Source organism: Methanobrevibacter smithii ATCC 35061, assembly GCF_000016525.1.
Lineage (GTDB): Archaea > Methanobacteriota > Methanobacteria > Methanobacteriales > Methanobacteriaceae > Methanocatella > Methanocatella smithii.
On sequence record NC_009515.1, the window covers coordinates 1,409,875 to 1,432,331 of the forward strand.

Annotated in this window: 17 protein-coding genes; 12 read left to right on the top strand and 5 right to left on the bottom strand. The window is 32.2% G+C overall.

Annotation, left to right across the window (positions count from 1 at the left end):
• Positions 1–37 precede the first annotated feature (37 nt).
• Together MSM_RS06990 and MSM_RS06995 are read right to left on the bottom strand one after the other, a co-directional pair.
• Entirely contained in the window at positions 38–952 is a 915-nt protein-coding gene (locus tag MSM_RS06990; RefSeq protein ID WP_004032517.1) for a carbohydrate kinase family protein, read from the bottom strand.
• A gap of 146 nt (positions 953–1,098) precedes the next feature.
• Entirely contained in the window at positions 1,099–1,968 is an 870-nt protein-coding gene (locus MSM_RS06995; protein WP_004032515.1) for a helix-turn-helix domain-containing protein, read from the bottom strand.
• 73 nt (positions 1,969–2,041) lie between these two features.
• On the opposite strand from MSM_RS06995, the gene hxlB reads away from it, so the two are divergent.
• Complete coding sequence (gene hxlB, locus MSM_RS07000; protein WP_011954479.1) at positions 2,042–2,632, top strand: 6-phospho-3-hexuloisomerase; 591 nt, start codon at positions 2,042–2,044, stop codon at positions 2,630–2,632.
• Positions 2,633–2,640: 8 nt separating this feature from the next.
• On the opposite strand, the gene fdhD is transcribed toward hxlB, so the two are convergent.
• Positions 2,641–3,390: a formate dehydrogenase accessory sulfurtransferase FdhD gene (gene fdhD / locus MSM_RS07005; RefSeq protein ID WP_011954480.1), complete on the bottom strand. Its 750-nt coding sequence runs from the start codon at positions 3,388–3,390 to the stop codon at positions 2,641–2,643.
• Between the two features lie 133 nt (positions 3,391–3,523).
• On the opposite strand from fdhD, the gene MSM_RS07010 reads away from it, so the two are divergent.
• From MSM_RS07010 to MSM_RS07025, 4 genes are read left to right on the top strand one after another with little or no spacing between them, the layout of a single operon-like run.
• The gene (locus MSM_RS07010; RefSeq protein ID WP_011954481.1) at positions 3,524–4,624 is read left to right on the top strand and encodes an ABC transporter substrate-binding protein; all 1,101 of its coding nucleotides are present in this window, start codon (positions 3,524–3,526) and stop codon (positions 4,622–4,624) included.
• A 9-nt stretch (positions 4,625–4,633) separates the two neighbouring features.
• Complete coding sequence (locus MSM_RS07015) at positions 4,634–5,647, top strand: FecCD family ABC transporter permease (protein ID WP_011954482.1); 1,014 nt, start codon at positions 4,634–4,636, stop codon at positions 5,645–5,647.
• Complete coding sequence (locus tag MSM_RS07020) at positions 5,638–6,441, top strand: ABC transporter ATP-binding protein (RefSeq protein WP_011954483.1); 804 nt, start codon at positions 5,638–5,640, stop codon at positions 6,439–6,441. The genes MSM_RS07015 and MSM_RS07020 overlap by 10 nt, the downstream gene beginning before the upstream one ends.
• Positions 6,442–6,450: 9 nt before the next feature.
• Positions 6,451–7,029: an FmdE family protein gene (locus tag MSM_RS07025; protein WP_011954484.1), complete on the top strand. Its 579-nt coding sequence runs from the start codon at positions 6,451–6,453 to the stop codon at positions 7,027–7,029.
• A gap of 72 nt (positions 7,030–7,101) precedes the next feature.
• On the opposite strand, the gene MSM_RS07030 is transcribed toward MSM_RS07025, so the two are convergent.
• Together MSM_RS07030 and MSM_RS07035 are read right to left on the bottom strand one after the other, a co-directional pair.
• Complete coding sequence (locus MSM_RS07030; RefSeq protein ID WP_048058636.1) at positions 7,102–11,166, bottom strand: right-handed parallel beta-helix repeat-containing protein; 4,065 nt, start codon at positions 11,164–11,166, stop codon at positions 7,102–7,104.
• A gap of 178 nt (positions 11,167–11,344) precedes the next feature.
• Positions 11,345–13,648: a right-handed parallel beta-helix repeat-containing protein gene (locus MSM_RS07035; protein WP_011954486.1), complete on the bottom strand. Its 2,304-nt coding sequence runs from the start codon at positions 13,646–13,648 to the stop codon at positions 11,345–11,347.
• Between the two features lie 439 nt (positions 13,649–14,087).
• Between MSM_RS07035 and MSM_RS07040 the strand changes: the two genes are divergently transcribed.
• From MSM_RS07040 to MSM_RS07070, 7 genes are all read left to right on the top strand, one after another.
• Positions 14,088–15,998, top strand: coding sequence for a right-handed parallel beta-helix repeat-containing protein (locus MSM_RS07040; protein ID WP_048058691.1), 1,911 nt, complete (start codon positions 14,088–14,090; stop codon positions 15,996–15,998).
• A 105-nt stretch (positions 15,999–16,103) separates the two neighbouring features.
• Positions 16,104–16,763, top strand: a complete 660-nt coding sequence (locus MSM_RS07045; protein WP_011954488.1) for a hypothetical protein — start codon at positions 16,104–16,106, stop codon at positions 16,761–16,763.
• 11 nt (positions 16,764–16,774) lie between these two features.
• A complete protein-coding gene (locus tag MSM_RS07050; protein ID WP_011954489.1) occupies positions 16,775–17,416 on the top strand; it encodes a MotA/TolQ/ExbB proton channel family protein in 642 nt (213 codons plus the stop codon).
• 5 nt (positions 17,417–17,421) lie between these two features.
• Positions 17,422–17,721 (top strand): DUF2149 domain-containing protein, encoded by a 300-nt coding sequence (locus tag MSM_RS07055; protein ID WP_011954490.1) that lies wholly within the window; start codon positions 17,422–17,424, stop codon positions 17,719–17,721.
• Positions 17,722–18,290: 569 nt separating this feature from the next.
• Positions 18,291–19,079 carry a formate/nitrite transporter family protein gene (locus MSM_RS07060; RefSeq protein ID WP_302516559.1) on the top strand — a complete coding sequence of 263 codons (789 nt, stop codon included), beginning with the start codon at positions 18,291–18,293 and terminating at the stop codon, positions 19,077–19,079.
• 34 nt (positions 19,080–19,113) lie between these two features.
• Positions 19,114–21,222, top strand: a complete 2,109-nt coding sequence (gene fdhF, locus MSM_RS07065; protein ID WP_011954492.1) for a formate dehydrogenase subunit alpha — start codon at positions 19,114–19,116, stop codon at positions 21,220–21,222.
• Positions 21,223–21,228: 6 nt separating this feature from the next.
• Positions 21,229–22,434, top strand: a complete 1,206-nt coding sequence (locus MSM_RS07070; RefSeq protein WP_004032501.1) for a Coenzyme F420 hydrogenase/dehydrogenase, beta subunit C-terminal domain — start codon at positions 21,229–21,231, stop codon at positions 22,432–22,434.
• Positions 22,435–22,457: the final 23 nt, after the last annotated feature.

Consider the following 22,457-nt stretch of genomic DNA (forward strand, 5'->3'; position numbering starts at 1 on the left):
AAAGTTTATTTTAAAAAAAATAAGTAAAAAAGAGTGATTAATAAAATTCACTCATTCTATCAAAGGCATCATCGAAAGTAGGCATGTTAGTTTGACATCCTTGTTCTTCTACAATAAAAGAGGATACTGATGATGCAAATTTAGCAGATTGTTCAAGTGATTCTCCGTTTAAGAATCTTGATAAAAATCCTGCCCTGTAGGAGTCTCCTGCTCCAGTAGGATCCACAGCTTCACGAACAATAGCATCAATTTTGATTTTTTCATTGTTTGAATAGATTTCACTCCCATTAGCTCCGCAGGTTTTTACAATAATTTTAGGACCGATTTCCCTTAATCCGTCTAAATCCACTTCTAATGATTCCAGTATTCTTCTAATTTCATGATGGTTTCCAAAAAGGATGGTAGTATTTGTAATAACGTCTCTTAATTTGTCTGTATCGTACATTCCAAGATCCTGACCAGGGTCAAAAGAAACAAGTAAATCCTGTTTTTTTGCTTCTTCACTACATTTCCAGTTAAAGTGAGGATCACCAGTAGCTAAATGAACAGCCTCTGCATTGGATATTGCTTGTGTAGGCACTTTACTTGATGCAAATTCTTTAGCAGCTCCCCAGTAGAAATAGCTAATCTGGTCATCATTTTCATCAGTTAAAACAAATGCTGTAGGACTTGTTTCTCCAGGAACTATGATTAATGAATCAGTATTTACATCTAAACTTTCCATTATTTCATAATAATTGGATTTTTTAAAGTCCCCACCTACTGCTGAAACTAATGATGTTTTTAAACCTAGTTTTGCTCCAACAAGTGCAACATTAGCTGCAGCACCACCATTAAATGTCTTCATATCGTTTATTGGTGCTGAGAAATTAGCTTTAGGAAACTCTGGTACTCTAATGATATAATCAAGTGCAGAATGTCCGATAGATAGTAAATCTCTGTTTTTTGCCATGTTCTTTTCTCCTTTTTTGTTTGTCTATTTATTGTTTATTTTATGATTTTTAAAAAATTTTTGGTTGCTTTGGTATAAATTTTTCAACAAAAATAACTTTTATATGTTTAATTAAATTTTTATTTCCTTAGGGCATTTGAAAACTTTTAATCAATAGGAATGAAACCCTGGTTTTTAATGGCTGTTTGTCCATCAGTTAACAGATATTCAATGAATTGGTCCAACTCTTCTTTTTCATCATTTACTTTTATTAAACTGATAACATGCCTTGTATCGAACTTTAAAATGTCATTTCCTTTGAAATAACTGGCATTTAAAAAACTATATAAATTTTCAGAATTTCTGACTAATTTGAATGCATCAAATTGTGAATTTACATTTGATTTAATTTTATAATTGATGTCATAGTGTTCTAGAGTATTCCATGCAAGCCTTTGGGCAGAACCCTGAACATTTACAAAATTCAATCCTTCTAACTCATGTATACTTTTAATAGGTTTGGAATTGGGGCTGGCTATCAGTACCAGATAATCATAAGCTATTGGAATCATATTCAAATCCCGTTCAAAAGCTATTAGTGGATCATCTAATGTTAATAAATCTACAACACCTCTTTTAGCCAGTTTAAAAGCATCTTCATCATTGCTGCTGTAAATGTTTGTATTGAATGTTGTATCAATACTTTCTAAAAGCCCTGTACTGATATGGCCTCCGCAGATATTGATTTCAGAGGTTTTATCTATTTGGATTAAATATTTTTTATACTCTTCAAGCAATGCTTCGCCTTCAGGTGTTAATAAAGTACCATTTCCCTGTTTTTGAGTAATTTTAACTCCCAATTTGTCTTCAGCTTTAAGCAATCTTCTATTAAAAACAGTATGTGAAATATTTAACTCTTTAGCTGATTTTCTCTGTGAACCTGTTTTAGCTAATGAATTTAGACTTTGATATAATTTATAGTCATAAATTTCACCATTTATATCTAAATTGATGATACCTTTGCTTTTTAGTTTCATAATTAATTATATATAAAGCTGTAATCATAATTAATAATATTGTTTTGATAATATATTTTGGGAATTGGATAAGATGGAATTGATGAAAACTTCAATTAAAGCTATTTTAGATAATATTGTTTGTGCTGAAGAATTTTTAGATGAAGATGCTATTAATGAATTTGAAGACATTATAATGAACTCAAAAAATGTTTTTGTAACTGGTGCAGGAAGGTCAGGTCTTGCAGCTAAAGCTTTTGCAATGAGATTAATGCATTTGGGAATTAGTTCTTATGTTGTTGGTGAAACTATTTCTCCAGCTATTTATGATGATGACTGTATTATAGCTATTTCCGGTTCTGGAGAAACCAACACTATTGTATCTGCAGCAAGAATCGCAAAAAATAGGGGTTCTAAAGTATTGGCTGTTACTTCATATCCTGAATCAACTCTTGGCCAATTGGCTGACGGTCATTTACTTGTTAAAGGAAGGACTAAAAAAGAAGTGGATGATCAAAATTATATGAAACGTCAAATATACGGAAATTATACTTCTTTAACTCCTCTTGGAACTGCTTTTGAGTTAACTACATTAGTATTTTTAGATGCAATTGTTTCCGAATTAATGGAAAAAATGCATCAAACAGAAAGTGATTTAAAATCAAGACACACTGTTTTAGAGTAATTTTAACTCTAAAATATTATTCTATTTTTATTATTGTAAACATTAAATCTTTGACCTCTTAAAAATCCAACAAGAGTTACATTTCCTTTTTTAGCTGTTTCACATCCTGAATATGCCGGAGCAGCATTTGATGCAAGTACCGGTATTCCGGATCTAACTATTTTTATTACCATGTCTGCAGGCATTCTGCCGCTGTAAATTACATAGCTGTTGCTTAAATCATAATTATGCAATATGCCATAGCCAATAACTTTATCTACTGCTACATGTCGACTTACATCTTCTTTTACAATGAAATTATTTTTATAAACAATTCCAGCTACATGTGTCCCTCCTGTGGCCTGCCAGATTTGAGCATTATTTTTCAGTTCTTCAATTCTGTTAATCAGTTCATCAGCTTCAACCTGAAAATCAGAGCTTATCGGTTCAATTTCTTTTATTTTACTTCTCCAGCCTCCTGAAGAATCGGAACATAAAACTGTTTCTTTTGTTTTAAGAAGTTTATCATCAATTTCTACATTAATATGATTTTCATTGATTTCAATTTTTTCAATGTCATCTATGGATTTTACCATATTCTCATTAAATAAATAACCTACAGCAAATTCTTCAAGTGAATCTTCAATTGCAGATAGGCTGCGGCTGATTTCATTGTTTATTGTTAATGTTATGGTAGAATCTTTAACGACTTTTTCTGTAACATAATTTATTTTTCCATTTTTATAATTTTGGGCTTTTTCTTCCATTATCTGTTTCATATAATTCCCCTTTAATTCATTATTTGATTTTTGAATATAAATAACTTAAAAGTTTTAGTAAATTATTTATCTCTTTAAGTAAATAATTTCATATCAATATATATTTTATTTGACTGAATGTTTAGTGATATTTATGGAAAAGAAGAGTAAGATTATTATTTTAATTTTGGCTGTTTTAGTTATATGCGGAGTTGCTGCTCACTTATTTTTAACTCCTTCTACTGTAGAAACAGTGGGATCTAAAAATATAACTGATATGGTTGGAAGGACAGTACAAATACCTGCTTCTGTTGGTAATGTGGTAGCTACTAGTCCTCCAATGACTACTGTAATTTATATGATTGCTCCGGAGAAGTTAACTGCAGTTAATTTCCAATGGACTGATGACGAACTTAAATACATCCCATCTCAATATGCCAGCCTTCCTGTTGTTGGAGGTTGGTATGGAACACAAGATGGTAGCTATGAAGAATTCATAGCATCTGAACCTGATATGGTTATTGAATCTATTGATGAGGGAGGAGATGGAGATTTAGCTACTGTTCAAGAACGTCAGAATAAATTTGGTGAAATTCCTGTTGTTGCAGTTAATGACACTACAGATGTTGAAAAAGTCGATGGATCAATAACTTTCATTGGAGATGTTTTGGGAGCACAGGACAATGCTAAAAAATTAACAGATTTCAATGATAAATATTTGAATATCGTACATCAGAAATCCGGCCAGATTACTGATAAGAAAACAGTATATTATGCTCAGGGTAATGACGGACTTCAAACAAATCCATCTAATTCAACTCATGGCCAATTAATTGATCTTGTTGGTGGAGAAAATGTGGCTAATTCTTTAGCTCAGGGAAATACTACTTCTGGTATTCAGGTATCTATGGAGCAGATTATTAAATGGAATCCTGATGTTATTATTACTACCAATCCTGATTTCTATGGAAAAGTATATGACAATCCGAACTGGGCAGGGATTACAGCAGTTAAAAATCATGATGTGTATTTATCACCGCAGTCTCCATTTAAATGGTTTGACAGGCCTGTCGGAGCAAACATGATTATTGGTGTTCCATGGACTGCAAAATGTATTTATCCTGAGGAGTATCAGGATATAGATATGATTTCCACTACTCAGGAGTTTTACAGTGAGTTTTATCACTTTGATTTAAGTGATGAGCAAGCTAAACAGTTGTTGCTTGATTCAGGACTTAAGGAGTCAAACTTGTAAGGGATTTATATGAATGAGGAAAATAAGGAAATATTAAGTATTGTGCTTTTAGTTTTCCTTCCTATAATTCTTTTTTTTGCATCTTTTTTGATTGGAAGATATCCGATTGACCCGGTTGATGTGATTAAAACTATATTGTGCCCTATATTTCCACAATTGGAAGTGTCTCAAACTATTACAACTATTGTATTTGAAATAAGACTTCCACGTATTATTGGGGCATTTGTTGTAGGGGCAGCATTGGCTATGGCAGGTTCTGCGTTTCAGGGAATCTTTAAAAACCCGTTAGTATCTTCAGATTTGCTCGGAGTGTCTAACGGTGCAGGTTTTGGAGCGGCATTGGCTATTTTACTTTCAGGATTAAATGTTGTAACTCAAATATTCGCATTTGTATTTGGACTGATTTCAGTATCAATTACATATTTGATTTCAAAATCTTATAAAAACGGTGGAATTTTAGTTTTAGTTTTATCTGGAGTAGCTATTTCAGCATTCTTTGGAGCATTAGTTTCAGCAGTTAAGTTTATAGCTGATCCTGATGATAAATTACCTGAAATTGTCTACTGGCTGATGGGAAGTCTGGCTTCTATTACTGTTGATAAACTGATAATGATTTCAGTTCCGATAATCATTGGCGTTGTTGTTTTAATGTTGCTTAGATGGCGTATTAATCTATTGTCTATGGGTGATGAAGAAGCACAGGCTTTAGGTTTAAATCCTTCAAGAACCAGACTGGTTGTAATTGCAGCATGTACTTTACTTACTTCCGCGGCAGTTTCCATTAGCGGAATCATCGGATGGTTAGGTTTGGTTATTCCCCACATGACAAGAATGATTGTAGGTCCGGATAACAAGATTCTGATTCCTGCTTCTTTAAGTTTGGGAGCCAGTTTCTTACTTTTAATTGACAATATATCCAGAGCAGTAATTTCAATTGAAATACCTATAGGAATTTTAACAGCAGTTATCGGTGTTCCGATATTCTTGTATTTACTTAGAAAGGGGTATTCAGAATGGTCGTAGAAGATAAAATATTGGAAGTTAACAATATATCCTTTTCTTATGAGGATAATTTAATATTTGAAAACATCAGTTTTTCTATAAAAAGAGGAGATGTATTATGTATTCTTGGACCAAATGGGACAGGTAAAACAACTTTAATTAAATGTCTAAACGGGTTGCATGATATTGATTCCGGTGAAATTTTAATTAATGGTGAAAATATTGAAACATTGTCCTTTTCTCAAATTTCTAAACATATTGGTTATATTCCACAATCACATGTTCCGTCGTTTCCATTTACAGTTTTTGATGTTGTGCTGATGGGTAGAGCACCATATCTTAATTTAACTCAGTCTCCAAGAGCTGAAGATGAGAAAATAGCTATAAAATCATTAAAAACATTGGGGATATATGATTTAAAGGATAAAGAATATACTAATCTTAGTGGTGGTGAAAGGCAACTGGTATTTTTAGCCAGAGTACTTACACAGCAACCAGATATTTTAATATTGGATGAACCAACATCTCATTTGGATTTTGGTAATCAGATTAAACTTTTAGAAATTATTGATAGGCTGGCGGAAGCAGGTTTGTCAGTTATAATGTCTTCACATTTTCCTGATCATGCATTTTTAAGCTCTACTAAAGTAGCTATTATGAAAAATAAAAAGTTCATTGATTTTGGAGCTCCTGGAGATGTAGTAACTGAAGACAACTTAAAAGAAGCTTACTCTATCGATGTTAAATTAATTGAATTAGATGAAAATAGAAAAGTTTGTGTACCTATGAAAACAAACTTAAAATTAGATATATAAGGTGATAAAATGATGACTGAAGAAGACTATGATGAACAATTAGCAAAAGCAGGTGATTTCCACGGAGAAATATGTGGTGGAATAGCTATTGGAACTAAATTAGCCATGTATGGTTTAGATTTAATGGGGATGGAATTAAATCAAAGACACAAAAACTTAATTGTCTTTTTAGAAATCGACAGATGTATGGCTGATGCAGTTCAGGCTGTTACAAAATGTTCCATGGGTAAACGTTCATTAAAACAAATGTATTATGGTAAATTTGCAGTAACTTTCTATAATATGGATACTGGTGAAGCTTTAAGAGTATCTGATGCTGATGCAAATAAAAAAGATAAATCTCAGGAAACCAGAGAAGAAATGATTCACCGTTTCAGAGTCACTCCTCCTGAAGAGTTATTTAATGTAGAAAAAGTTAAAGTAGAATTAACTCCATCTCAAATGCCTGGTAAACCTCATACTTCTGCATGGTGTTCTGTCTGTGGTGAAAAAGTAACTGATGGACGTCATTTGGTAAGAGGCGGAAAACCTATCTGTATTTCATGTGCAGAAGGTTCTTACTATGAAGTAATTGAAGATGATGAATAATTAAGCCACATTTTGTGGCATTTTACTATTTTTTTTTAAAATAAAAAAAGTTAGATAGTAAATAAGTACTATCTATTTTGGAATTTCACTTTCGGGAACATTATAAGTGTATATTACTGTTTTTGGCCTATTTGGATCAAATACTGAAAATCCTTCTATAATATTGTTTGATGAGTCATAATTTTTAGTTGAAAACTCAAAGGTAGCTTTTCCTTGGTGTACAACAACTTCCACTACTTCTTCTTTATCAGTATTATAGTTTAATACAAAGTATGTTGTTAAATCGGGAAGTTTGCTAGCTATGCTGCCATTATTGTAGAAAGTTACTTCGTATTTTCCAGGGGAAATGCAGCTTATGTTGTATGGAATTAGGGTAGTATGAATCCTAGGACAGATTGTTCCGGGCCCGGTTTGATTTAATCCCCAGGTTGTGTACCTGTTTGTTCCGTACCAGTTAGGTCCTAATTCTAATTTTAAGGTGTCATTCCATTCACCCGGTCCATAAATTCCATTAGGGTTAGCACTAACTTCTCCCAGAATTATTTGGCTTGGTCCTTTAGCATTATTGTAAATGGCATTATTTTCTACAACAAGAACAGCTCCTGGAGCATAGGTGTAGTTTTCATTTACAGTTAAACCTTCAATGGTACTGTTTGAAATTTCATTACCTGTAATTACAATTCCGCTACAGTTTTTAGCATCAATAAATACTCCCATGTAGTTATTATTAATTCTATTGTTGGTTACAGTTACATTTACTCCGGAATGCCTCATGCTTATTCCGTATCCATAAGGACCTTCAATCATTGTCATGGTTTTAAAACCAATATTTTCAATAATGTCATTGTCATTAATTAAGGTGTTTGAAGCACCCTTATCAAATTCAACACCGAAATTGTTTTTGGTTATGGTGTTCTTTTGAATGGTGGTGTATTTTGCACCATTTAAGTAAATCCCATTGTAATAATATTGGATGTTGTTGTTTTCAATGACTGTGTTTTTGGAGTTTAACAGTGCAATACCATTTCCAGGAAGTAATGTTTTACCAGAGTTATAGTTGTCCATATTGCTTTTATTTAATAAGTTGTTAATGTTGTTATTTTCAATGACTGTATTTTTAACATTATTAACTACAATTCCAGACACATTATTTCCATTAATATTTAAGTTTTTAACTAAAACATTGTCTGCTTTAATATTTAAAACACAGGTATTTAATTTTCCGTTTAATGTGGTGTTGACATCACTTGTAAGAATGATGCTTTTTGTAATGTCTAGGGAAATATCATTGTAAAATTTACCTAGGAATTTAACAGCACCTTTATTATCGATAGAGTTTATAATATTTTGAATTTCGCTGTTTGTAGCATTTTCTTTAACTACTTGCGGATTTAAAACAACGACTTTGGCACTTGCAAAAGTTGATTCATGTGTAATGGTTGCAATATATTCTCCAGGATTTAAGTTAATATTTAATTTAGCTATTCCATTTACATCAGTAATTTTATTGTAGAATACTCCGTTGATGTTGTAAGTTACAGTTTGATTAGCTAAAGGATTGCCTTGCCCGTCAACTAATTTTGAATTTAATGAAGCAGGAATTCCAAAGTATTTTGTTAAATCATCAGCAGTCAATACAGGCAATACTGTGATGTTGTTTGAAACAAAGCAGTTGTTGTATATTGCGGTTATTATGTATTTTCCTGGGTGTAAATTGATGTTTAGGGTGGCTATTCCTTTGTCGTTTGTGGTTTTGGTGTAGAATACTCCGTTGATGTTGAATGTTATTTCTTGGTTAGCTAGTGGGTTTCCTTGTCCGTCAAGAGCTCTTACATTGTATTGTGTGCCGTTTTTGTAGTATTTTACTAAATCAGTATTTTGATCCATGTTAGGCAATACTGTGATGTTGTTTGAAACAAAGCAGTTGTTGTATATTGCGGTTATTATGTATTTTCCAGGAAGTAAGTTGATGTTTTGAGTGGCTATTCCTTTGTCGTTTGTGGTTTTGGTGTAGAATACTCCGTTGATGTTGAATGTTATTTCTTGGTTAGCTAGTGGGTTTCCTTGTCCGTCAAGAGCTCTTACATTGTATTGTGTGCCGTTTTTGTAGTATTTTACTAAATCAGTATTTTGATCCATATTAGGTTTTACAATAATTGTGTTGGAGATTGACTCGCCAGTTGCTGTGTTTGTACTTGTTATTATGTATTTTCCGGGAAGTAAGTTGATGTTTTGAGTGGCTATTCCTTTCTCATTTGTAATTTTGGTGTAGAACACTCCATTAATGTTCATAGTTACTTTTGTATCTTTTAATGGGTTTCCGTTACTGTCTGTAAGTTTTGGATAGTACTGAGTTTGATTTCTAAAGATTTTTTCAACATCTTCTGCAGTAATTGTTGGAATTACTGTTATTGTGCTATTTAATGTAGTTCCCTTGTAGTCATCAGTTCCTGCATATGTTGCAGTTACATTGTATTGTTTGCTGGAAACCAACCTGATGTTCATATATGCAATTCCATCTTTATCAGTGGTTTTATTGTAGGTTTTACCATTGATTGTAAGGCTAATATTAGCATTTGCAATTGCAGTTCCATCATTGTCTTTTAAAATGTAGATTAATTTTCCTCCGTAGTAAATATTTGTATTTTGGATGGTTAAATCACTACTTTTAGTATCATTTGACGGAATGTCGGAATCAGGTATATTATAGTATGCACATGGTCTTGTTGAAGTATTAGTTTGGCTTATTGTACCGTATCCAGGTCCAAGAGCAATCAATACATTTTGGGTAGGTTTAAAAGTAGCATTTTTAAAGTTTACAGTAGCAGTTCCATTTATTATTGATACAATTTGATATGTATCTCCCGGTTTTATGCTGCTGTCAGTTCCTTCTTTATTTAAGAAGAAAGTTACATTTCCGGCACTTAAACATTTTACTACTTCACCGGTTTTTGCATTAATAAAGGTTATTTTATATATGCCTTTTGATATTTTGGTCATTTCTCCAAATATCATATCCTGTGTACCGTCTTTTAATATTCCAGGTTCATAGAATGTACTTGGACAAAGCTGTTCAAAGGAATATGCATTGCTTCCAACATAAATGATTCCGGTTTGTCCAGCTTCATTTTGCTGTGCAAAGATTCCTCTAGTGTTATGCCCTACAAAAATGTTGAAGTTAATTTCCTGTGATTTATAGTTTTCTTCAAAACTTTCTTTAGTTTTGTAAGTATCAAATATTCCGTAATTTCCATTTTCAAAAATGTAATTGCCGTTTATTTTTAAGCTATCTACTGCACAGTCAACATATATTCCTGCTCCGTTTTTTGCTCTTGCTTGAACAGGATTGTCCCTATTTGCCATAATGACATTGCTTATTATGTTCACATTATTTGCAGAATTAACAACAACACCTTTCCAATTATTTTTCACAATGTTGTTGTTTATTATGTTGATATTTTTATTGCCTTCTCCAATGTAAATTCCGGAATTTTTATTATTTTCAATATCATTGTCTTTTATAGTAATTTTATTATTATTTTCTATTAATATTCCATTTTGGGAATATTGGATATTGTTATTGTTAATTGTAATGTTTGAAGCATCTTTTATATATATTCCAGGACCATTGGTTACCTGGTCTATTATATTGTTAGTTATCTGAATATCTTTTGCACCTTCAATATAAACTGCATACGGATCAACTTCTCCGTTTTTAGCAGCATCATTTACAAAAGTAAATCCTGAAAGAACAGATCCTGATGCCTCTGGGCTGAAGTAAAATATCCCAACACCATTTGATCCTTTAATATTACTTGGGCATGTAGACATTGTTGTTCCTACATTACTTATGATATTTAATTTTTTATCTACGACAAAATGGCAGTGTTCATAGTTTTTTCCAGTAATTTCTATGGTGTCTCCAGCTTTTGCATTATTTATTGCAGTCTGTATTGTCGGGTCGTTCATTTGATTTTCTGCAGAACCATCGACAACATATGTGGTTCCTAGTACTTCATGTGTTTCTGCCTGGCTTATTGCATTAGTGCTATTGTCCATATCTGCAGCACTAATGCCTTGTGCAAATGCAAATAACACGAAAATACTTATTAAAATTAATATTATTTTCTTATTCATATTATTTACCTCATATTTTATAGCGATATGATTAATAATAAATATCATATCTGTTGTTATATATTTGTTGTCTTTTGATTTGGGAGGTTAAATAAAAAATAAGGGATGGACAGCAAGAGCGTCTAAAATTTTTAAAAAAAAGAAAGAAGTAGAGGTTATAAAACCTCTAATTTAATATTTATTGGTTAACAGTTACGTGATTACCAACTTGATAACCGTTATATTCGGAGGTAATGATGTATTGGCCTGGTAATAATCTAATATTTAAGCTAGCTTCACCAGCTTCGTTGGTTGTTTTTGTGTATAATACACCGTTAATATTAAATTTCACAGTTTGGTTAGCTAATACTTTACCTTGTCCGTCTAATGTTTTTGCAACAAAACTTTTATTTTGACCGTAAGTCATTTCTAAGTCGCTGGTTTCTAAAGTTGAGAGTACAGTAACTTTGTTGGATATTTGAATACCTCCGTAAATGGTAGTAATGATATATTCGTCAGGTAATAATTTAATACCTAATTTTACCATACCATTTTCATCAGTAGTTTTGGTATAGAATACACCGTTGATGTTGAAAGTTACACTTTGTCCTTCTCCAACAGGTTTTCCTTCACCATCTAAAATAGTAGCTTCGAAAGAAGTACCGTTTCTGAAGTATAAAGTAATGTCTTTAGTGATGATGTTGGAAGTTACAGTAATAACATCTTTTGAGGTTATGGTATCATTTCCAACTTTACATGTTGCAGTAATTGCGTAATCGTTAGGTTGGAGGTTAATGCCCATGAAGATATTACCGTTTTCATCAGTTACTTTTGTGTATTCTCTTCCGTTTATTTTTAATGTAACAGTTACATTTTCAATAGCTTTGCCGTTTGCATCAGTTAAAGTGTAAATAAGTTTTCCACCTTTAATGATGGTAGTGTCTTTAATGGTTAAAGCGGTTTTACCGGATACGCTTACTTTTACTTTGGATTCGGATGCACCGTATATGTATCCGTTGGTACTTGTTGTGGTTCCTGCATAAGCAATGTTTAAAGTCCAGTCTCCAACGCCTAATCCTTCAACAGTGAATAAACCAAATGCATCAGTAGTAGCTTCGATAGTTTTGGTTATGTCTCCGCTGGTAGCGGTAATGGTAACTTTTGCATTAGGGATAGTAATACCGTTTGCTGCAAGTAATTGCATAGTGATTGAGTCACCAACAGTTATTGCAGTAGTTGGTGCTTTTACGGTAGTGTCTAAAGTTATAGGGCTAATAATGTAAGTATTATTGTCACCTTCCCAGTTTTTATCCATGAATGATACAGGAGTGATTCCTTTTTCATAAGTGTTGTCAGCAACAGTTATGGTTCCGAGAGGGAGTAAAGGACCACCGTTACTTTGAATATGGACAGCATCGATGGTGTAAGGGTTGGTGTTGTTGTAAGCTTTAAATATATTGTTTTGAATGGTAATAGTTTCAATGTTACTTGGATAACCGTGTTCGGTGTTACCTTGTTCTATGTAGATAGGAGTACAGGTTCCAGCGATGGTTTTTCCATTTGCTGTTACGGAATAATTTCCAGTAATGAAAGTGTTGTTTATTATTTTGGTTTCACCAGCAGCTTTAACAAGTCCTAAGTCATAAACTTTGTTGTTTATGAAAGTGTTACCTTGAACAACAATTCCTCTTACTCCTCCTCCGTAGAATACACCGTACCAGTTTTCTTCAAAGGTGTTGTTAATAAATTGGAAGTTGTTTTTAGAGTTACTTGCAATGGATACTCCGTCAAGTAAATCTTTTCCAAAGTAATTGTTTAGTATTTTGTGGTTGGATCCACCCATAATAGCTACTGCTTTGGTACCTATTTCTTTTTTACCAATGGTTGTTACATCAGTAGTTCCAATAAATGAACATCCGTCAACTGTAATGTCTGAACAGCTGCTGGTTCTTACTCCTGCATTACCGTTTGCGAAAGTACAGTTAATAACTTTAATATTAGTTACACCGGATAAATCAATTCCACGTCCGTTTATTAAGTTTGCTTGTTTTATATTGAAGTTAATGTTTTGGAAAACAGTTCCTTCAACACTAGCACTTTTACTGTTAGCTATAAATCCATTGTCACAGTCAATAGTAGCATTGTTTCCTTCAATAATTAAAGTATGTGGAATAGTTATAGCACTTAATACTTCAGAACTATGCCAGTTGTAAACAGCATCTTTGGTGAAGTTAATGGTATCTCCACTTTGTGAATTGTCAATTATTTTTTGTACATCTTCGTAAGTTGCACTTGAATTTACATTCCAGGTTTTAGATTCTGTAGCAGGTTCATTTATTACTCCGCCCATATCGATGCTGGAAATTTCTACAGCTTCAACTTGTTCTGCAGGGGAAGATACTACAGTACTAGCAGCATCATCTGCAGCTGAAACAGCAGAAAGTGAAACAGCAGCAATAAGGACAATCAATAATGATACTAAAATCTTATTGTTTATTTTCATTTTTAATTTCTCTCCATAAAAGTTATAAATTAGCTAATAACATCTAACGACAAAAAAGATAGTTACTATCATTAAGGTATTATTAGTAATTTTTAGTTATGTTTCTATTTAGTATATAATCGTTGTGTTTCTTCTTTCAGTTTGTTTTAATGTAAGCTTTGAAAATTCGATAGCATTGGTGTAATTGTTTGTTTTTGTTTTTTAATTGGAATTTAATTGAATTGTTTGTGTTATTTCATTTTTTAATGTTTTATAAAAATTTTAAGATTTTTAAATGAAAAATAACCGAATTACATGATATTTATATTATAAGATTTATGTAATAATTAAATTACATAATTATTTATATTACCTATCGCTATAATCATGTATATAATTACAATTTTCGTTCTGTAATTAGGTGAATAATTTAAAAGGGGGTGAAAATATAGTTAAAAAAGTGTTTTTCATTTCAATTTTAATATTCTTTTTGGCAATAAACATTGTAGCTGCTGAAGACAGTGATAATGCTACAGCTGATGCATATGATAAGTCTCAAGTAGAAAATGTTGTATTGCAGAATATAGAAATAGATAATGTTCGATTAAATACATCTGATGTGTCAGTATTTTCTAAAGGTGAATTTTATAATGCTACCCTTACTTATGATGATGGAACTCCAGTTTTTAATAAAACAATCACTTTTGATGTTAATGGAGTCAAATACAATAAGGTAACCAACAATCAGGGTATTGCAAGTTTGAGCATACGATTAAATCAGGGAACATATGTTATTTCCACTAGTTTTACAGATTCTTATGACAGAATTTTAACTCACTACAATTATGTCTATGTGTCTGATGTTAAAGGAACTGTTATTCCAGAGGGATTGTCCAATATTGAAATTCAAAAAATCCTTGATTCTGCAAATGCGGGAGATAATATAATTTTTGCGGGTAAAAACTATGAAAATATATCATTGACAATATCTAAAAACCCTGTTAATATTTACAGTTCAGTTAAATCTACTTTAAATGGAAATTCCAAAAGCCCAGTTTTTACAATTGAATCATCTAAAGCTGCAGGAACTGTTATTTATAACTTAATTATTCAAAACGGTTCTGAAGGAATTTTATTGAAGGGAACTAATAATATTACGGTTCTTAATAATGATATAACTAAAAATAGTCGTGGCATTAGTGTAATCGGTACAGATAAATCAAATATTATTGGAAATTTAATTTCCAATTCAAAAAGTTTTGGAATTTATCTTAAAGATTCAACTAATACTCTTATCTACTCTAATTGTATTACTAAAGGTGGAAATGGTATTTATTTTGACAATGGTGTAAAATATACAACTATTGAACATAATCAAATATCATACAACAAAGGATATGGAATAAATCTCCATGGGTCAGGACCTTACACAAACATAACTGACAATAATGTTTCAAATAATGATTATGGAATCAATATTGATTGTAAGGGTGATTCTGAATTATATATCACTAACAATGCAATTCATAATAATGACGTAGGTCTTAACATCGGTGAAAATTATGTAAGATCCGATGAGGAGGGATTAACTGGTGTCGGATACAATTTTATAGGTCTTAATAATGAATTTAATATTGCAGCTAAGGAAAATGATAATTACCCTGCTTTTAAGATGGGTCCGGTACTTACTGATGGGAATGATGAACCATTTATTAAGATTTGTAATAAAATAAAAACCGAATTCTTAAGTTTTGATGTTAAGCAAATTGATAAAGGTTCTATACTTGTATCTGTAGACAGCAAAATCACCACAGCTATTCCATGGAAAGTTTCAGTTAATAATGGCGGTAACTGGGGATATATGGAAATTAATAACGGAAATGGTATTTTGCATGTCAATAATGGTGACGGTATTGTAAAGTTCGGTTATTATGGCAGTTCTGGTCAGGAAACTTATAAGTTATCTGATTACGAAGCGTATATTAAACCAAATTATCCTGTTCCACCTTCTAATCCTACAAACCAAAATACGAATGGAAATGGAACTTCATCTAACACACAGCAAGGTCAAAGTTCTGCAACTACTTCTGGAGGATCAAATGACGGTTCTTTAAGTGTGGCTGGGGCTAATTCAGTATCAGCATCATCTGCTCAATGTTCTGCTTCTGCAAGTGACTCTGGTTCTAGTGATGGTGCTTCTTCTTCTGCATCAGCTAGTTCTTCTCAATCTGTTGCAAAGGTTATAGATATTGATGAAGAAGTTGTAAGAATTGCAGGAATAAGTATTTTAATATTATTAATAATAGCTGTCATTGCTTTGTATTATAGGAATGATATAAAATCCATGATTGAAAAGAAAAATGGCAAATAGTCATTTTTCTTCTTTTTACTTTTTTTAAAAAAACTTCAACGATATGTTTATATATTCAGGTAGCAAATATTATTACTCATAATAAAGAGTTAATGAGCTGTTGAAATGTTAAGTTTATTTGAGGGATATTTATTAATATTTGTTGCATTATTTGCAGTTAATATTGGTCTTTTTTTAGGAAATTTTAAAACTAATAATTTGAAAGCAATTATTGTTGCAGTTTTATCTGGAATTTTGCTGATTGGTGTTAACAGTATTTCTGGCTATTTTAAAGATAGTCTGTCATTTTTGGCAGGTAATTTTGGATATCTGTTTATAGTAGCGGCAGCTGTCTTATTTGTTTTAACATGGATTTTTTTAAAAAAGGAAAATAATTTAAAGGAAGTTACTTTGATAACTGCCGTCTTATTTTATATATCTATATTATGTATTGATGCACATATTGATGGATTTTCAGTATTTAATAGCTTATTATTAACTTTATTTTTAGTTATAATAATGTTTGTAGTTTATCAGCTTTCTAAATTATTATTTTATGCAAAAAGAGAGTATTCCCTTATTGTTGGGGAGTTTATGATTTTAGAATCAATTTTAATTTTTATTTTAGGATTAACTTACTGGTCTGTTAAAGAATTGGATTATAGTATGTTTAGTGCTTATCTGATTTTGACTCCTACTTATAAGCTGGTGTATGTTATTATTTTAATGATTTTTATTTTGATTGTGGGATTATATTATAATGATAAACAGTTGAAAAAAAGATAGTGAGGTAATTTATGATAATTCAAGGAACTGAAACATTATCTTCATTTATTCATATAGTATCTGAAAGCTTACTGACTCCGGTAATGATTTTGATTGTGGTTGGTTTGATAGTTGTTATATTATGTATTGGAGGACTTATTAATGAACGCATTTCAAGAAAAACAATTAGCTCTGAAGAATTGGAAAGTTTAGTTAGGGATGTTTCATTTTCACAGTCTCACAGTGAAATTGAAAAACTTATAGAAGAAAGCAATTTATTTGACTTTCAAAAGAATGTCCTTGTTAAGATAGCTAACAATTATGATATCGGAAGTGAGGCTAGAAAAGCATTAGCCAGTGAATTAATTTCAGCAGAAGAAACTAAATTAATTAAAAGTACTAATAAAACAGATGTTCTTGTAAGAGTAGGTCCTATTTTAGGTCTTTTAGGTACTTTAATTCCTTTAGGTCCGGGGTTAGCAGCATTAGGTTCTGGAGATATTGTTACATTAGCTGAAGCATTAACTGTTGCATTTGATACTACTGTCACTGGTTTGGTTATAGGTGCACTTGCTTATTTGGTATCTAAATTTAAAAAACAATGGTATGAATCAGATTTAATAGTTCTTGAAACTATTGCTGAAGCAGAATTAGAGACTTTAAATAGAAAGTGAGTATTATGCTTAGGAAAAAACGTAGAATTAGTGAATCTTTAGATGATGACCCGATGAGTGGTTTATCTAACTTGTCTGATGCAATGCTAGTTCTGGCACTTGGATTTTTAATTTTTGCTATTATGGCATTATCTGCAAATCCGGAATTAATCTCTCAAACACCTGATACTCAGGATGTTTCTAGTGCTGATACTTTTGAACAGAATTATACTGATGCTGGCGGTATGGAAGATAGCGGATACAGTGAAGTAGGTAAAGTTTATGAAGATCCGACTACTGGTAAGCTAGTGATGGTATCGGGATAATATTAACTTTTTTTTATTTTTTCTTTTTATATTTGTTTTTTTTTAGTATTACAATTTGATAATTATCTTTTATTTTCTATTTTTTATTTGTTTTGTTCATTATTTTGCAGTTTTTTTAATTTCTTTTTCCTAAATGTTTATGGAATGTTTTACACATTGTTTTAGGTTTTACAAAAATCATTAGGTATAACGAAGTTTATTATTTTGGAATATTTTTTGGAATCCTGTGATTTAGTTAGTATAAATGTTAAAAAGGATGTAATTTAAATTATTTTTAATAAATAACTGTTATAAAATCTGTAATAATGTTTACAAGTATTTTAAGTAATAATTTTATAAAAAAATAGATTTTTCACGATGTGAAAGTATTTTATCATGATTTATCAATTATATATACATTCTGTTAGTGGATATATTTAAATATTACTTTTTAAGGCAGATAACAAATCCTTTTTATATTAACTGATATACTTATAGTTATAATACTATGAGTCAAAATTTAAGGGAGATTTTCATATGTATTATAAGTTTTTTCCCCTGTGGAAAAATTAAAAATGAGGTTGATATTAATGAGTTCTTTTAAAAGTCCTGTTGATACAGCAAAAACTGTGTCTTCAATAGGTGGAACAAAAAGTTCCGCAAATGTTCTTAATGTAATATTGTTATCCTTCTTAGCAGGTGCATATATTGCATTTGGTGGATTGTTAGCTGAAGTTGCAAATGCAGGAATGCTCGCAGCAGGTTGTCCTCTTGGATTATCTAAATTTGTATTTGGTGCAGTGTTCCCTGTTGGTTTGATGCTTGTTGTACTTGCAGGATCTGAATTGTTCACAGGAAATGTTATGTACATGGTTATGGGTGTTTTAGATGGTAAAGCATCTGTTGGTGGCCTTTGTAAAAACTGGGTTCTCAGTTGGGTTTTCAACTTTGTTGGTGCTTTATTTGTTGCTTATGTATTAGCATATATGAGTGGTATTGCTACTGATCCAGTAATTGCTGCAGGAGCTACTAAAGTTGCTGTTGCAAAAGTTGGATTATCATGGGATGTAGCACTCATTAGGGGTATCGGTTGTAACTGGCTTGTTTGTCTAGCTGTATACTTAGCATTAGCATCTGATGATATCATTGGTAAAATTTTTGGTATTTGGTTCCCAATTATGGCGTTCGTAACTATCGGATTTGAGCACAGTGTTGCAAACATGTTCTTTATTCCATTAGGTATGTTCTTAGGTGCTGACGGTGTAAACTGGGCAACTACTCTTGGAAACATTATTCCAGTAACTATTGGAAACATAATTGGTGCAGCAATATTTGTAGGTTGTATTTATTATATAACTTACCTTAAAGATGCAAGTTAGAGGTAGAACTGAATTAAAATAAATAAGAAGCTTTATGCTTCTTATTAATTTATATTATTTAAATAAATTATTTGGAGATTATAAAATGGTTGAGATAAAATATGTCCCAACAATTTGTCCATACTGTGGTACTGGATGTGGACTTAACTTCGTTGTAAAGGATGATAAAATTGTAGGTGTCGAACCATATAAAAGACACCCAGTAAATGAAGGAAAAGTATGTCCAAAAGGTAACTTTGGCTATGAATTTATTAATAGGGAAGATAGATTAACAACTCCATTAATCAAAGAAAATGGGGAATTTAGGGAAGCTTCTTGGGATGAAGCTTTAGATTTAGTTGCTAATAAACTTAAAGAAGTATCTGATGATGATCCAAATAAAGTTGGATTCTATGCATGTGCTCGTTCACCAAACGAAAACATTTACATTACTCAAAAATTAGCTAGGGTAGCTTGTGGTACTCAAAACGTTGACCACTGTGCACGTATTTGTCACGGACCTACTGTAGCTGGTCTTGCTACCACCTTTGGTTCAGGTGCTATGACCAACGGATTCGACAGTATTAAAGAAGCAGACTACATATTCTGTATTGGTTCAAACAACATGGAAGCACACCCATTGTTTGGTCGTAAATTAATCCAAGCTCAAAAAAATGGTGCTAAATTAGTTGTTCTAGATCCAAGATACACTCCAACTGCTAAAATAGCTGATGAATATGTACAATTCAAAACAGGTACTGACGTAGCATTAATGAATGGTATGATTAAAGTTATTATTGATAATGACTTACAAGATGACGAATTTATTAAAAACAGAACAAAAGGTTTCGATGAACTTAAAGAAACAGTACAAAAATACGACCTTGAAACTGTATCTGAAATCACTCACATTGCACCAGAAGTCATTGAAGAATTAGCTATTGAATATGCTAAAGCTGATAAAGCAGCTATTGTTTACTCATTAGGTATTACTGAACACTCTCACGGTGCAGATAACGTAATGTCTACTGCTAACTTAGCTATGTTAACCGGTAACATCGGAAGAGAAGGTACTGGTGTAAACCCATTAAGAGGACAAAACAACGTACAAGGTGCTTGTGATATGGGTGCATTACCTTCAGATTATGTAGGTTACAGAAAAGTAGCAGATCAAGAAACTACTGACTGGTTCAATGAATATTATGGAACAAACCTTCCTGCAAAACCAGGTTTAACCTTAGTAGAAATGATGAATGCAGCTCATGCTGGTGACTTAAAAGTATTATACATCCATGGAGAAGACCCAGTACTTTCTGATGCAGATATCAAACATACTAAAGAAGCATTAGCTAACTTAGACATGTTAATTGTTCAAGAATTATTCATGACTGATACTGCACAATGTGCTGATGTTGTTTTACCTGCAGCAGGTTGGGGTGAACAAGAAGGAACATTCACCAACGGTGAAAGAAGAGTACAATGTTTACACAAAGCTCAAGAACCACCTGAAGGCGCAATGTTAGATTGGAAAATTATGGAAGAAATCGCAGTTAGAATGGGAGTTCCAAGAGAAAAATTCCATTACGAATCTGCTGAAGAAATCTTTGAAGAAATCAGAGAATGTGCTCCAATCTTCGCTGGTATGAACCGTGAAAGATTAGACACTCCTGAAGCTCTCCACTGGCCATGTCCATCTGTTGACGACCCATGTCAACCATTAATGCACAAAGATAAATTTGCACATCCTGATGGATTAGGTATTTTCCAAGCATTAGAACACAGAGGTCCTGTAGAAGTTCCTGATGAAGAATATCCATTGTTATTAACTACTACTAGGGTTTTATTCCACTATCACGCAGCTATGACTAGAAGATGTAAAACTTTAGACAACGAAGTTAAAACTGGATTTATAGAAATCAATACAGAAGATGCTAAAGAATTAGGAATTCTCAATAATGAAATAGTTAAAGCTAGTTCCAGAAGAGGAGAAATTGAAATTCCTGCAAGAGTAACTGATGACATTAAGAAAGGTATTGTAAACATACCTATGCACTTTACTGAATGTGCAGCTAACATGTTAACTAACTCTGATTCTTTCGATCCAAAATGTAAAATGGTAGAGTTAAAAGCTTGTGCTATTAAAGTAGAAAAAATTGAGGAGTAGATTTAAATGGCTGTAAAAAATAGCGACATGTATTATGCATACTCTAACAATGAAGGTATTAAAGAAAAAGGTGAATACGGAGGAGTAGTTACAACTATCATGAAACATCTTTTAGAAAGCAATGTTGTTGATGGTATTGTAGCTGTAAAAGAAGGATTTGATTTATATGATGCAGTTCCATGTCTTATAACTGATCCTGAAGAAGTTATTAAAACTGCAGGTTCAATTCACTGTGGTACTGTAAACTTAGCTAGTTTCATATACAAATACTTAGACGGTTGCAGAGATATGAAAATAGCAGTTACCTGTAAACCTTGTGACGCAATGTCTATAAGAGAATTAATGAAAAAGGGCAAAATCATCGAAGACAATGTCATAATGATTGGAGTAAACTGTGGTGGAACATTACCTCCTGTACCAACTATGCAAATGATTAGAGATGTTTATGAGTTAGATCCTAGTGACGTAATTAAAGAAGAAATCGCAAAAGGTAAACTCATTATGGAAACTGCAGAAGGGGAAAAAGGTTTCGGTATTGAAGATTTAGAAGAAGACGGTATGGGTAGAAGAGAAAACTGTCAAAGATGTGATTTAAAAATACCAAGTAACGCAGATTTAGCATTAGGTAACTGGGGAGTAATCGGTCCTTTAGCAGGAAAAGCTACTTTTGTTGAAGTATTCTCTGATAAAGGTGCAGATATTCTTAATGATGTGATTGAAGCTGATTTAATCGCTGTTGAAGAACCACTCGAAAAAGGAATTGCAATAAGAGACAAAATTAATAATTTCATGCTCTCTGCATCTGCAAAGAAAAAAGAAGCAGATTACGCAGGTACTTCCGGAGATATCATCGAAGTATTCAAAGAATATGAAGACGAATTCTCTAAATGTATGAAATGTTACGGTTGTCGTGAAGCATGCCCATTATGTTTCTGTGATGACTGCTGTCTTGAAGCTGAAGGTCCTGAATGGGTACCTGGTGGATACACTCCTGCAGCACCATTCTTCCACTTAACTCGTATGGTGCACATGGTAGATTCATGTACTAACTGTGGTCAATGTACTGAAGTTTGTCCTTGTGAAATACCTGTAGCTAAAGTATGGAGTACAGTAAACAACAAAATCCGTGACGTATATGGATATCTCCCTGGATTTGATAATGGGGAACCAATTCCATTCACTGAACACAAACCAAAAGATAACTGGAAATAGAGTTTTTACTCTATTTACTTCTT